This is a genomic window from Streptomyces sp. 796.1 (assembly GCF_047525675.1).
Lineage (GTDB): Bacteria > Actinomycetota > Actinomycetes > Streptomycetales > Streptomycetaceae > Streptomyces.
Window position 1 is genome coordinate 169,540 of the sequence record NZ_JBLIWA010000015.1, and the last position, 14,887, is coordinate 184,426.

Below are 14,887 nucleotides of genomic sequence, written 5' to 3' on the forward strand. Positions count from 1 at the left end.
GGGCGTGTGAAAGGACGGAGAACCCATCATGGTGGCTTATCTCTTCCCGGGGCAGGGGTCCCAGAAAATCGGCATGGGCGCCGAACTCTTTGACGATTTCAAAGAGCTGACCGGTATCGCCGACGAGATCCTTGGCTATTCCATCCGCACGCTGTGCCTGGAAGACCCGGATGAGCGTTTGAACCTCACCCAGTTCACGCAGCCCGCCCTCTACGTCGTCAATGCACTGAGCTACTACCGGTTGTTGGCCGAGGGTAAGCCGCGGCCCGACTACATGGCCGGACACAGCCTGGGCGAGTACAACGCACTCCTGGCCGCCGAAGCCTTCGACTTTGCCACCGGCTTGCAGTTGGTGAAGAAGCGGGGCGAGTTGATGGGACAGGCACGCGGTGGCGGCATGGCCGCCGTCGGCGGGCTTGAGGAGAAGGAGGTGCGCGACCTCCTGACGGTCAACGGCTTCGAGTCGATCGCGGTGGCGAACCTCAACTCACCGTCACAGATAGTCATATCCGGCCTGCGTGAGGACGTGGAGCGGGCCAAGCCCGTCTTCGACGAGGCCAAGGCCAGGATGTACACCGTCCTCCAGGTCAGCGGCGCCTTCCACTCCCCGTACATGGCCGCCGCCCAGCAGGAGTTCGCCGCCTACGTCGGCGGCTTCGCGGTGCGCGCCCCCAGGACGCCCGTCATCGCCAACGTCACTGCCCGCCCGTACCGCAGCGACCTGGTGATCGACACCCTGGTCTCGCAGATCTCCTCCACCGTGCGCTGGAGCGAGAGCATCCGCTACCTGATGGGACGTCAGGAAGAGGAGTTCCTCCAGCTCGGCCCGGGCCACGTACTCACCAGCCTGGTACGGAACATCCGGCGCAACGCCGAACCGCTGATCGTCGCCGACAACGAGGAAGAGCCGCTGCCGCCGCGGGTGACCGCGCAGGCCCCCGCAGCTCCGGCCCACGCCACGCCCCCGGCCCCCGCCGCCTCGGCGCAGGCCCCCGCCGCGCGCCCCGCCCCGCCCGCCAGCCAGGTCCCGGCGCCCGCCGCCACCCGGGCCCCCGCGCCGACGGCGCAGCCGGCCGCCGCCGGGCGGGCCGCGATCCTCGCCACCGACCTCGGCAGCGTGAGCTTCAAGCGTGACTACGGGCTGCGCTACGCCTGCCTGACCGGCGGCATGTACCGCGGCATCGCCTCGCCGCAACTCGTCGTCGCCGTCGGCCGCGCCGGCATGCTCGGCTTCCTCGGCACCGCGGGCCAGCGCCCCGACCAGGTCGAGGCCGACATCCGCTACCTCAAGCAGCACTTGACCGGCGGCGAGGCGTACGGCCTCAACATCGTCCACGACCCCGGGCACCCGGAGCGCGAGGACGCCCTCGTCGACCTCTACCTGCGCCACGACATCCGCACCCTGGAGGCTTCCGCCTTCATCACCATGACCCCGGCGCTGGTCAGGTACCGGCTCACCGGGCTCCGCCGTGACCCGGCAGGCCACGTCGTACCGCGCGGTCGCATCATCGCGAAGGTCTCCCGCCCCGAGGTCGCCAAGGCGTTCCTGAGCCCGGCGCCGGCCCGTATCGTCGAGCAACTCCTCGCCCAGGGACGCATCACGGCGGAAGAGGCGGCGCTCGCCCGGGAGCTGCCCGTCGCCGACGACCTCTGCCTGGAGGCCGACTCCGGCGGCCACACCGACCAGGGCGTGGCGCTCGCGCTGATGCCCGCCATGCGCCGGCTGCGCGACGACGTCACCGCCCAACACGGCTACCGGCAGCGGGTACGGCTCGGCGCCGCCGGCGGCATCGGTACCCCGGACGCCGCGGCTGCCTGCTTCCTGATGGGCGCCGACTTCCTCACCACCGGCTCCATCAACCAGTGCACGGTGGAGGCGGGCACCAGCGAGCAGGTCAAGGACCTCCTCCAGGACATCAACATCCAGGACACCGGATACGCCCCCGCCGGCGACATGTTCGAGTACGGCGCCCGCATCCAGGTCCTCAAGCGCGGCGTGCTCTTCCCGGCCCGCGCCAACAAGCTCTACGAGCTGTACAAGCGGTACGACTCGCTCGACCAGATCGACCCCGGCACCGCCGAACAGCTCCAGACCCGGTACTTCAAGCGCAGCTTCGACGCCGTGTACGCCGAGGTCCGCGCGCACCACCCGCAGCGCGAGATCGACAAGGCCGAGCAGGACCCGAAGCACAAGATGGCCCTGGTCTTCAAGTGGTACTTCGCGCACGCCACCCGCCAGGCGCTCAGCGGCGCCGACGAGGGCCGGGTGGACTTCCAGGTGCAGTGCGGGCCCGCGCTCGGCGCGTTCAACCAGTGGGTCAAGGGCACCGACTGGGAGGACTGGCGCCGCCGGCACGTCGCCGACATCAACCTCCGGGTGCTCGACGAGGCCGCCGCCCTGATGGAGCGAAGACTGTCCGCGGTGGGAACGGCCTGAATGAACCACGACACGATCCGGGTACGGCGCCAGGGCCAGGTGTGCCGGGTGCAGTTCGACCGGCCCGAGCGCGAGAACGCCATCACCGACGCGATGGTCCGCGAGCTCCACGAACTCCTCGACTCCTGCGAGCGGGACGGCGTCACCCTCGTCGTCTTCGAGGGCTCGCCCGAGGCGTTCTGCGTCGGGGCCGACTTCGGCGACTTCGCGCCCGAGGCGGGGCGGGAGCCCGCCGCGGGCACCGGTGAGTACGACCCGGCGCCCCTGTTCGACCTGTGGCTGCGGATGGCGACGGGCCCGTACATCACCCTCTCCCACGTACGGGGGAAGGCGAACGCCGGCGGGGTCGGCTTCGTGGCCGCCAGCGACGTCGTGATCGCCGACACCAGCGCCACCTTCGGCCTGTCCGAGCTGCTGTTCGGGCTCTACCCGGCGATGGTCATGCCGTTCCTGACCCGGCGCATCGGCTTCCAGCGGGCCAACTACCTGACGCTGACGACCCGTCCGATCGGCGCCGAGCAGGCCGCCGACTGGGGGCTCGTCGACTGCTGCGCCGAGCGCAGCGGCCCGCTGCTCGCCCAGCACCTCGGGCGGATGAGCAAGCTCGCCGGCGACGGGATCGCCCGCTACAAGCGGTTCATGAGCGCCGAGATCGCCCCGGTCGGACGGCACCGGGAGGCGGCGATCGCCGCGAACCTGGAGATCTTCTCCGACCCGCAGAACCTCCAGCGCATCACTCGCTTCGTCGAAGACGGCGTCTACCCCTGGGAACAGCGCGGCCCGCACGGCACCGCGCGTGCGGATGAGGGAGCAGCATGAGGATCACCTCCGCCAAGTCCGGCCCCGCGGCCGGTTCGCCGGCGCACCCCCACCGGCCCCGCGCACCGCGACCACCGCGGGCCACCGGCCCCGGCCGGGGCGCGGCCACCGGTGCCACGTCAGGGCCGTCGGCGGCCGGTCGGCCCGTCGCCGGTCGGCTCGCGGCCCGGTGGGCACCGGCCAGAGAGGCGGCGGCCTGACCATGAGCCCCTCCCGTACCAAGACGACCGGCACCGCGGGCAGCACGGACACCGCGAGCGCCACGGACATCGCTGTCGCCGGCGACAGCGCCGACGGGTCCGGACCGGCGTCCGGCGGCCCCGCCGTGGCCATCGCCGTCACCGGCATCGGCTGCCGGCTACCCGACGCCCGCGACCACCGCGAGTACATCGCCAACCTGCTCGCAGGGCACAGCTCGCCCAGCGAGATCTCGCCCGAGCGCTGGGACCCCGAGCAGTACTACTCGCCCGACGTCACCAAGCCGGGCAAGACCGCCAGCAAGTGGTGCGCCCAGGTGGCCCACCCGTACGACTTCGACCACGACTTCTTCAAGGTCTCCCCGCGCGAGGCCGCGGTGATGGACCCGCAGCAGCGGCTGCTCCTCGAAGAGACCTGGCACTGCGTGGAGGACGCGGGCACCTCGCTGGACGCGCTGCGCGCCGCACGCACCGCCGTCTACGTCGGCGCCATGGCCCGCGACCACCTCCAGGAAGCGGCCAAGGACAGCGGCTCCGTCCAGAGCCACTCCGCGCTCGGCGGCTACGACGGGCTGATGGCCAACCGGCTCTCGCACACCCTCGGGCTGCGCGGGCCCAGCGTCTCGGTGGACGCGGCCTGCGCCGCCTCACTGGTCACCGTGCACCTGGCGATCAACGCCCTCCAGGGCGGCGAGGTCGACTTCGCACTGGCCGGCGGCGTGAGCCTGAACCTTCACCCGTGGAAGTACATCTCCTTCTCCAAGGCCCGGATGCTCAGCCCGCGCGGCCTGTGCCGCACCTTCGCGCAGGACGCCGACGGCTACGTGCCGGGCGACGGCGTGGGGATGGTGCTGCTGCGCCGCCTGGAGGACGCGGTGCGCGACGGCGACCACGTCTACGGCGTACTGACCGGCTCCGCCGTCAACCACGGCGGCAGTCGGGCCACCATCACCGCGCCCACCGTCGAGTCCCAGCGCGAGGTCATCGCCACCGCCCTGGACCGCGCCGGCGTCGACCCGCGCACCATCACCTACGTCGAGGCGCACGGCACCGGCACCTCGCTCGGGGACCCCATCGAGGTGGAGGCGCTGCGCCAGGTGTACGGGGCCGCATCCGCCGACCGGGGCTGGTGCCACCTCGGCTCGGTCAAGCCCAACATCGGCCACCTGGAGGCCGCGGCCGGCGTCGCCGGGCTCATCAAGGTGCTCATGATGATGGCCGAGCGCCGGGTGCCGCCCAGCATCCACATCGACGCGCTCAACCCGCTGATCAAGCTGGCCGACAGCCCCTTCGAGATCACCCAGGAACCGGCCGACTGGCAGCCGCACGAGCCGGGCACCGCGCTGCGGGCCGGCGTCAGTTCGTTCGGCATGGGCGGCGTGAACTCCCACCTGATCGTGGAGGAGTACCGGGAGCCGCGCCCCGCGGCCGGCGCCCCGGCGCCGGACAAGCGGGCGGGCAAGCGCCGCGAACCAGCCGCCGCCCGCTACCCGTTCCTGCTCTCCGCCCGCTCCCAGGACTCGCTCGACCTGCTGCTCGACCGCTGGCGCGGGCTCGCACCGACCGCGGACGCACCGGCCGGGCACACCGCCGACGTCTGCCACACCCTGGCCGTCGGCCGCCAGCACGCGCCGACCCGCATCGGCGGCCTGGTCAGCGGGGCCGATGAGATCGCGGCACTGCTCGCCGCGCCCGGCCCGGCCGTGCAGGTCCCCACCGAGCGCAGGTGGCGACTGGCCGTGGGCGAACTGCGCCCGCCGGCCCGCCAGCGGCTGCGCGACCTGCTGGCCGCACCGCTCTACGCCGACCTGGCGGAGGAGTTCGGCGCCGAGTCCGAGGCGGCGGCCAGCGCCCTGCGCGCCCTGCGCCAGGGCGATCGCGGCCCGCAGTCCACGGCCGTCTTCGGGCTGCTCACGGCACGCGCCCTGCTGCGCATCGGGCTCGCCCCCGGGCAGGTGACGGCGTACGGGCCGGGCGTGTGGCCGGCGCTGGTGGCCATCGGCGCACTCGACTGGTCGGCCGTGGCGGAACTGGCCCAGAGCCAGGGTGCAGCCGCTGCGCCGCGCGCCCCGCGGCTGCCCTTCGTCGAGCCGCTGACCGGGCACCTCCACCCCACCCACCCGCTGGACGCCACGTACCTCGCCGAACTCCTGGACGGCCTCGTGCTCAGCGGCGAGGAGACCGCGGCGGTGTGGGCCAAGGCCCGCCTGCTGGTCGACGGGCAGCACACCTTCCGCGGCCATCTGCGCGCCTGGAACCAGGAGTTGCAGTGGCGCGGGCGCACCGAGTGGCTGCTGCCGCTGGACAGCGCCGACTGGAGCGGGCCGCCGGCCGTCGCCGACCAGCCGGCACAGGTGTTCCGGGTGCTCGCCACCCAGCACGCGTTCGACCTGGTGGACCGCAAGTGGAGCCTGCCGCGCGACCTGATGGTGCGCGAGCCGCGCGCCCGCGAGGTGCTGGAACTGCTCGCCGACGGCGTGCTCAGCCGCGAGCACCTGCCGGTGCTGCTGGCCGAAGGCGCCGCGGGCAGGACCGCGGTTGCGGCCGAACTCGCCGCGCGCACCGGCAAGTTGACCGACGAGGGTGACTACCCCCTGCTGCGGTCCCGTGCCGGGCTGGCCGCCGACGCCGAGCAACTGCGGGCCTGGGCCGCCACCAGCGAGCCGGCCGCCGCGGCGGAGACCGGGCCGCACACGGCCACGGTGTGGCTCGGCGAGCCCGCGCACAGCGGGCCCGACGACGTGGTGATCGCCGGCGACCAGGCGTTCGCCGACCTGCTGGCCGAGCCGCTGCTGAAGCTGTGGCTCGGCGGCGCGGAACTGGACTGGGCCCGCTTCTACGCCGGCGCCCCGCGCCGCTCGCTGTCGCTGCCCACCACCGAGTTCCTGCGCACCACCCACCGCCCGGCGCCGCCCGCGCCCGCCCAGGACGCCGCGCGGCAGGACGTGGGACGGGCCGCGCCGCAGCCGGCTGGCGCCCCGGACACGGCCGCCGCCCCCGGCACCGGCAGCGCCGCCGCCGCGCCGGGCAGCGACGCCGCGACGCCTGGCGCCGCCGCCCCTGCCACCGTCCTCCCGGCCCTCGCCGCCACCCTGACCGGCGCGAGCGCCCAGGGCCCGGCTGGCGCTGGTGGTTCAGGTGCTTCGGCTGCCCCGGCCGGTGCGACCGGCCCCGCCGACAGCACCGCCGCCACGACCACCGCGGGCGCCGTGGCAGCGCCGGCGGACGAGGACGACGTACGGGCCTTCGTGGCCAGCCTGTTGACCGCCGGTGAGCACGCCAAGGCGTTGCTCGACCTGTGGGCCGAGCGGCTGCCGGACGGTGGCGTACGCGCCGCCGCCCGTACGGCGGGAGAGTCCGGCCACGGCGCCGACCTGGCTGTATCAGGCGCGGCGGGCAGCATCCGCGCCCTGCACCCGCTGGTCCAGGAGAACGTCTCCGACTTCCACGAGGAGCGCTTCACCACCCGCTGGACGGGGCGCGAGCCCTTCCTCGGCGACCACCTGGTGCACGGCGCCGCCACCCTGCCCGACGCGGCGTGGATCGAGGCGGCCCGAGCGGCCGTCGCCCTCGCCCACGGCCACGACACCGGCCACCTCGGCGTCCGGCTGACCGACCTGACCTGGCACGAGAGCTACCGGCACGGGCCGGGCGCGGGCCAGGCGGTCGACATCGCCCTGGTGCAGGGCCCCGACGGGCTCGTCGACTTCGACTGCTACCAGCGCCCCGCGGACCGCGCCCAGACCGACGACGTGCGCGTCTTCTGCCAGGGCCGGGCCGCCATCGCCGCCCCGGCCGAGAGCGCGACCAGCGCCCCGCTGCCCGACGCCCAGACCCGCCCCACGCCCGAGGCCACCGCCGAACTGCTGGCCACCCTCGGCCGGGCCGGGGTCGAACTCGGCGCCGGCTACCGGGCGGTGACCGCGATCCACCGCGGCGAGCGGCACCTGGTGGCCGCGCTGCACCTGCCCGCGGCTGCCGACCCGGCGCCCACCGCCGCCGGCTACGGCGCCCACCCCGTGCTGCTGGCCGCGGCCCTCCAGGTGGCCGCCGGCTGGCCCGCGACCGGGCAGCACACACCGGTGGCGCTGGCCGCGATCGACGAGGTGACCTTCCACGCCCCGTGCCTGGAGGACGCCCACGCGATCGTCACCGCCGGCGCCGCCCCCCAGGCCCTTGACCTCGACCTGCGCGACAGGAACGGCCGTCTGCTGGTCCGCCTGTCCGGTATCCGTTTCGCCCACAGAGATGAGGGGCCATGCTGACCACCCCGGACGTGACCATGCCGGAGGACCTGCACCTGTTCACCGAGGACTGGCAGGAGGCGCCCGCCACCGCGGCGACCCCGGCCCCCCGGTACCGCACCGCCCTGGTCTTCCTGACCGACGAGCGGGCGCGCCAGGCGGTCCGCGAGCGGCTACGGGCCGACCAGCCCGGTCTGACCGTGGTCTTCGCCGGTCGCGGCAGCGGCTACCGCAAGCTGGCCGCCGACTGGTACGAGGTCGGCGGCGACCTCGACGACGCCCACCGCACCCTGCTGCGGGCCGTCGCCGACGAACACGGGCCGCTGGAGGTGATCGCCCACCTGTGGGCCACCGAACCCGACGCGGGCCCCGACCTGCTGCACGACCCGGACCCGCTGCGCGCCCTGCTGCGGGCCGTCGCCCAGGAGACGGCCCGCGACGGGCACGCACCCGCCCGGATCGTGCTCGGCGGCAGCTACGCGGACGGCGCGCAGCGCTGCGCGCTCGAATCCTGGCTCGGCTTCGAGCGGTCGACCGGCCTTGTCATTCCCGGCGCCAAGGTCACCGTGCTCGCCCTGGACGGCGCCACCGTCGCCAGCACCGGGCTGCCGGACCTGCTCGCCACCGAACTCGCCGCGGCCGAGCCCACCGGCGCGCTGCACACCGCGGGCGCCCGGTACGTCCAGCGGATCACGCCGGTCGCGGCCCGGCCGGCGGCCGACCGCGAGGTGCTGCGCGCCGGCGGCACGTACCTGATCACCGGCGGCGCCGGCGGCCTCGGCACGATCTTCGCCGGCTGGCTCGCCCGCACCTACCGGGCCAACCTGGTGCTGCTCGGGCGCCGCCCCGAACAGACCCCCGCGGTGCAGGAGAAGCTGGCCGCGCTCACCGCCGACGGCGCGGCGGGCGTGCGCTACTTCCAGGCCGACGTGGCCGACGAGGCCGCGCTGACCGCTGCCGTGCGGGCCGCGGCCGGCCACTTCGGGCGGATCGACGGCGTGTTGCACGCCGCCGGCGTCGAGCAGCACGGCAGCATCGCCGACCGGGACGCGGCCACCTTCGCCCGGGTCATCGAGCCCAAGGTGACCGGCACGCTGGCCCTTGAGCGCGCGCTGACCGCGGCGCTGCCCGGCGACCAGGGCCCCGACTTCGTGTGTTACTTCTCGTCGAGCGCCGCCGTACTCGGCGACTTCGGCAGTTGCGACTACGCGGTGGGCAACCGCTTCCAACTCGCCCACGCCCGGCACCTGGCCCGGCAGCAGCCGGCCGGGCCGCGCCGGCTGGCCGTCTCGTGGCCGCTGTGGCGCAGCGACGGGATGAACCTGCCCGACGCCGACGCCGGCGACTTCTATCTGCGCTCCAGCGGGCAGCGCTACCTGGAACCGGCCGAGGGCACCGCGCTGCTGCGGCACCTGCTCGGCCAGGACGGGGTGACCTACCTGGCGATGGTCGGGCAGGGCGAGCGCATCAGGACCGCGCTGCGGATCGGCGCCACGGACCCGGCTCCGGCGACCGCCCCGGCCGTGCCTGCTGCGCCTGCCGCCCCCGTCGACGGCCCCGACCTCGGCGACGAGCTGCGGCGGGAGCTGAAGGAGGTGGTCAGCCAGATCATGATGCTGCCGGTGGCCAAGCTGGTCGGCGACGAGAACTTCCGGGAGTTCGGCTTCGACTCCATCACGCTGGTGGAGTTCGCGGGCGTGCTCTCCGAGCGGTTCGGCCTCGAACTCACCCCGGACGTCTTCTTCAGCTACCCCACCCTGAACACGCTGCACGAGTTCCTGCTGACCCGGCACGCGGACCGGCTGGCCGACCACTTCGGGATCGCCCAGGCCGCGGCCCCAGCCCCGGCTCCCGCGCGGCCCGCGCCCGCGGCCCCGGCCCCCCGGCCGACCCCCACCCAGGCCCAGCCGGCCCAACCAGCCCAACCGGCCCAGCAGTCCGATTCCGCCCGGCCGACCCAGCAGCCCCCGGCCGCCGACCCGGCGGCCCCCGCCCGGCCCGCCGCCAGGCTCCGTACCCGCCGCGGCGCCGGCAGCCGCTTCGCCGCGACCCCGGCGCCGGCCCAGGCCCAGCCGGCCGGCGCGGCCCCCGCAGCCCCGCAGCAGCCCGCCGACCAACCGGCCGGCCCCGCGGCAGCGCCGACCCCGGCCTCACCGCAGGCCGAGCCGCAGCAGCCCGCCCCGGTGCAGACCACCCCGGCGCAGCGGCCCGTCGCCCCCGCCGTGCCGAGCGTCGCCCCGTCCTCCGTGCCGATCGCCGAGCAGTACGCGCTCATCGGGATGAGCGGGCGTTTCCCCGGCGCCCGTACCGTCGAAGAGCTGTGGACGCTGCTGGCCGAGGGCCGCAGCGTGATCGGCCCGATGCCGCGCGAGCGGCGCGAGTGGTGGCTGGACGAGACGGTGCGGCCGGTCGGCGCGGTGCCCGGCATCGCCGAGTTCGACCCGCTGTTCTTCGAGATCGCGCCCAACGAGGCCGCCGCCATGGACCCGCGCCAGCGGCTGCTGCTCGAAGAGATGTGGAAGGCCCTGGAGGACGCCGGCTGCGGGCGCGAGCAACTCGCCACCGAGCGGGTGGGCGTCTTCGTCGGCGCCGAGGAGGGCGACTACCGCAGCATCGCCGCCGAGGAAGAGCGCATCACCTCCAACCACAACGCGGTGCTCGCCGCCCGGCTCTCCTACTTCCTCAACCTGACCGGCCCCGGCATCGCCATCAACACCGCCTGCTCCTCCAGCCTGGTGGCGCTGCACGAGGCGTGCCTGAGCCTGCGCCACGGCGACTGCGACACCGCCGTCGTCGCCAGCGCCAACCTGCTGACCACCCCCCGCGAGTACGACGCGATGGCCGGCGCCGGAATGCTCTCCGCGCAGGGCGTCTGCCGCGCCTTCGACAAGCGCGCCGACGGCATGGTGCCCGCCGAGGCCGTCGCCGTGGTCGTCCTCAAGCGGCGCGACGCCGCCGAGCGCGACGGCCACCGCATCTACCTCAACGTCCTGGCCAGCGGCGTCAACAACGACGGCAAGACCAACGGCATCACCGCCCCCAGCGGCAACGCCCAGACGCGGCTGTTGCAGGAGGTGTACGAGCGCGCCGGCGTCACCCCCGACACGCTCAGCCACCTGGTCACCCACGGCACCGGCACCCGGCTCGGCGACCCGATCGAGATCAACGCGCTGGCCGAGGCGTTCCGCCCGCACACCGACCGCACCGGGTTCTGCGCACTGACCTCGACCAAGCCCAACGTCGGCCACGCGCTGGCCGCATCGGGCCTGGTCAGCCTCATCGGGCTGGCGCTCGGCCTGCGCAAGGAGATCATCCCGCCGAGCATCAACTGCGAGCAGACCAGCGACTTCGTCCGCTGGTCCGAAAGCCCCTTCTACATCAGCCGCACGGCACACGCCTGGCCCGAGGAGGCCGGCCGGCCGCGCCGCGCCGCCGTCAGCTCCTTCGGCTTCAGCGGCACCAACGCCCACGTGGTGGTCGAGAGCCACGGCACCGACCGGGGCGACCTGGCCCGCCTCGGCGAACAGCCCGCCGCGCCCTGGCACCTGCTGCTCTGCTCGGCCCGTACCGAGACCGCGCTCACCCGGCAACTGCGCGACCTGGCCGACCACTTGGCGGCCCTGCCGGACGACGTCGGGCCCGGGCTGCTGGCCTCGGTCAGCCACACCCTGATCGCCGGCCGGCACCACCTCGCCCGCCGCTGCGCGCTGGTCGTACGCGACCGGGCCGACGCGATCGCCGCCCTGCGCCGCGCGGCCGACCAGCCCGGCGGTCCCGAGGGCACCTGGGGCGTGGCGCCGCGCGAGTTCACCGTGACCGCCGCCCAGCGGCGCGCGCTGGACGAGCTGGTGGCCGAAGCCGCCGCCGACCGCGGCCCCGACCTGCTCGCCGAACTGGCCCGCGCCTACTGCCAGGGCCACGAGCCGACCGCGTTCACCGGCTTGTGGGGTGGCAACCCGCCGGCCCGTACCGGGCTGCCCTCCTACGCCTTCGACCACGCCGAGTACTGGGTGACGCACACGCCCGCCGCGGTCGCCGGCGGCGCCGCCCGGCTGCACCCGCTGGTGCACCGCAACGTCTCGGACGTGAGCGGGCTGCGGTACGCCTCCACCTTCACCGCCCGCGACGCCGCGACCGACTGGTTCGCGGAAGGCGCCCCGACGCATGGGGCCCTACTCGAACTGGCCCGTACCGCCGTCGAGTTGGGCCTCGGCGGAGAGCCGAAGCCGGTCGCCCTGCACGAGGTGGCCTGGCACGCGCCGATCCCCGCTCCCGACGCGGACGGCACGGCCGAACTCGCGCTCCGCATCGACCTGCGGGACGCCGGCGCCGGCCGGCTCGACTGGGCCCTGTACGCGGGCGAGGGCGAGGACGCGTACCTGGTGTGCGACGGCGCCGCAGCCCCCGACGACGCGTCGCAGCCCGCGGCCCGGCTCGACCTGGCCCTGCTGCGCGCCGACGCCGGCCGGGACCGCGTACTCCTGGAACTCGCGCCGGACGCGGCAGCCGACACAGCGCCGCTGCCGGCCGCCGCGCACCTGGACGCCTGCCTGGCCGCCGCACGGCAACACGCCGGCTGGAGCGGCGAGGGCGCCGTCACCGCGCTGACCGGGGCCCGCTTCCCGCAGGCCATAAGCCCCGCGCGGTGGGCGCTGCTCACCCCGCGGGTCGAAGCGGGCACCGACCGGCTGACCCTCACCGCCGAACTCGCCGCGGCCGATGGCACCGTCGTCGCCCACCTCGACGGCCTCACCCTGAGCCGCGCGCAGCAGCGGCCGGCGGGCGCCGCCCAGGCGCCGGGCGAGGGCCGGCGGTCCCGGATGCGCGGCTGGACCGTCGCGCAGTGCCTGGCCTGGGAGTTGGCCGACGCCGCCGGGCAGGTCATCGGCATCCCGGCCGAAGAGCTCGACCCGGACGAGAACCTGGCCAACTACGGCATCGACTCCCTCAACATCGCCGCGTTCGCCACCAAGCTCACCGGCCGCCTCGGCCTCACCCTCACCCCCGACCTGTTCTTCAGCCACCCCACGCTCAAGCGCCTTGAGACCTTCCTGCTCACCTCGCACACCGAGCGGATGGACACCCTCTACCGCGAGGGCAGTGCGGGCGGCGCGGCCACCGCGGCCGGTAGCGGCGAGCGCAAGCGCCGCTCCGACCGCTTCGCGGGGGCCACGGCGACGGGCACCGGCTCGACCGTGACCGGCAGCGCCGCCGCGGCCGTCGACGAGCCGATCGCCATCGTCGGCATGAGCGGCCGGTTCCCCGGCGCCCGCACCGTCGAGGAGCTGTGGCAGATCGTCGCCGAGGGCCGCAGCGTCATCGCCGACGTGCCCGCCGACCGCCAGGGCTGGCCGGCCGACGAGGAACCGGCCGAAGGACAGCAGCCGGCGCGGTTCGGCTCCGTGCCCGGCATCGCCGAGTTCGACCCGCTGTTCTTCGAGATCTCGCCGCGCGAGGCCGAACTCATGGACCCGCGCCAACGGCTGCTGCTCCAGGAGATGTGGCGCGCCCTGGAGGACGCCGGCTACGGCGACCAGGCGGTCGCCGAAGGCAATGTGGGCGTCTTCGTCGGCGTCGAAGAGGGCGACTACCGCTACCTGGTCGACGAGCGGGCCACCGTCACCTCCAACAGCAACGCCATCCTCGCCGCACGCCTCGCCTACTTCCTGAACCTGTCAGGACCCGCCATGGCCATCAACACCGCCTGCTCCTCCGGCCTGGTGGCGCTGCGCGAAGCCTGTCTGAGCCTGGCCCACGGCGACTGCGACACCGCCATCGTCGCCGGCGCCGCCCTGATGACCTCCGACCACGACTACGTGGCCATGGAGAAGGCCAACATGCTCTCGCCCGACCGGACGTGCTACGCCTTCGACGAGCGGGCCAACGGCATGGTGCCCGGCGAGGCGGTGGCCGTCCTGGTGCTGAAGAAGCAGCAGGCGGCCGAGCGGGACGGCAACCCCGTCCACGCCACCATCCTCGGCAGCGGCATCAACTACGACGGCAGGACCAACGGCATCACCGCCCCCAGCGGCGAGGCCCAGTCCCGCCTGCTCACCTCGGTCTACGACCGGTACGGCATCGCCCCGGACTCGCTGGACTACATCGTCAGCCACGGCACCGGCACCCGACTCGGCGACCCGATCGAGACCAACGCACTGGCCGAGGCGTTCCGCTCGCGCACCGACCGCACCGGCTACTGCGCCCTGACCTCGGTCAAGCCCAACATCGGGCACAGCATGGCCGCATCGGGGCTGGTCAACCTCATCTGCCTGGCCACCGCCATGCGCGAGGAGACCATCCCGCCGAGCATCAACAGCGACCAGCCGAGCGACTACATCGACTGGCAGCAGAGCCCCTTCTACGTCAACCGCGAGCCCCGCGCCTGGCCCGCCACGCCCGGCCGGCCCCGCCGCGGGGCGGTCAGCTCCTTCGGCATGAGCGGCACCAACGCCCACGTCGTACTCCAGGCACCCGCGGCGGCGGTGCCGCCGGCCGGGCACCAGGTTCCGCAGCACCACCTGCTGCTGGTCTCGGGCAAGACCGAAGAGGCGCTGACCGAGCGGCTCGAAGCCCTCGCCGACCACCTCGCCAAGGGACCCGACGACGCCGCGTACCTGGCCTCGGTCAGCCGCACCCTGATGACCGGCCGGCACCACTTCGCGCTGCGCTGCGCCGTGGTCGCGCAGGACCGGGAGGACGCGGTACGGCTGCTGCGGGAGGCCGCGGCCGGCGTCAAGATCCCCAACCTGGTGCGCGGCACAGTCAGCCGGGACTTCACGCCCAACGCCACCATCGGCAAGCTGATCGACGGCCTGGTGCGGACCAGCCGCACGGTGTGGGAGGACGGCGTCCGCTACTCGGACCACCTCACCGCGCTCGCCGAGTTCTACTCGCAGGGCTACCCGCCCCACTTCGACGACCTGTGGGGGACCCGACCCCGCCTGGTCTCCCTGCCCGGCTACCCCTTCGCCACCGAGCACTACTGGGCCTCGGCTGCGCCCGGCAGCGCCCTGGCGGTCGGCACGCCCGACGCCGGCCTCCAGCCCGCCGTACAGGAACACACCCAGGACGGCAAGGTCATCCACCGATTCAGCTCGCAGTTCTCCGGCCGAGAAGCCTTTCTGAACGACCTGCTGATTCCCATCGAGAACACCACTCGCTGAGCAGCGGCACTTTTAGCAGGAGGAATC

General features: G+C 74.3%; 4 protein-coding genes. All 4 read left to right on the forward strand.

The features are described 5' to 3' along the window. The first annotated feature begins 28 nt into the window (after positions 1–28). The 4 genes from fabD to ACMA1D_RS12880 all read left to right on the forward strand — a co-directional run bounded on the left by fabD (position 29) and on the right by ACMA1D_RS12880 (position 14,860). Complete coding sequence (fabD, locus tag ACMA1D_RS12865) at positions 29–2,437, forward strand: ACP S-malonyltransferase (protein ID WP_414724045.1); 2,409 nt, start codon at positions 29–31, stop codon at positions 2,435–2,437. Further along, positions 2,438–3,256, forward strand: a complete 819-nt coding sequence (locus ACMA1D_RS12870) for an enoyl-CoA hydratase/isomerase (RefSeq protein WP_414724046.1) — start codon at positions 2,438–2,440, stop codon at positions 3,254–3,256. Positions 3,257–3,458: 202 nt separating this feature from the next. Further along, entirely contained in the window at positions 3,459–7,718 is a 4,260-nt protein-coding gene (locus ACMA1D_RS12875) for a beta-ketoacyl synthase N-terminal-like domain-containing protein (protein ID WP_414724047.1), read from the forward strand. Further along, positions 7,712–14,860: an SDR family NAD(P)-dependent oxidoreductase gene (locus ACMA1D_RS12880; protein ID WP_414724048.1), complete on the forward strand. Its 7,149-nt coding sequence runs from the start codon at positions 7,712–7,714 to the stop codon at positions 14,858–14,860. Before ACMA1D_RS12875 ends, ACMA1D_RS12880 begins: the two co-directional genes overlap by 7 nt. Positions 14,861–14,887 lie beyond the last annotated feature (27 nt).

Coding starts and splice junctions, on each gene's coding strand:
- fabD (WP_414724045.1), top strand. CDS start 29: ATGGTGGCTTATCTCTTCCCGGGGCAGGGGTCCCAGAAAATCGGCATG.
- ACMA1D_RS12870 (WP_414724046.1), top strand. CDS start 2,438: ATGAACCACGACACGATCCGGGTACGGCGCCAGGGCCAGGTGTGCCGG.
- ACMA1D_RS12875 (WP_414724047.1), top strand. CDS start 3,459: ATGAGCCCCTCCCGTACCAAGACGACCGGCACCGCGGGCAGCACGGAC.
- ACMA1D_RS12880 (WP_414724048.1), top strand. CDS start 7,712: ATGCTGACCACCCCGGACGTGACCATGCCGGAGGACCTGCACCTGTTC.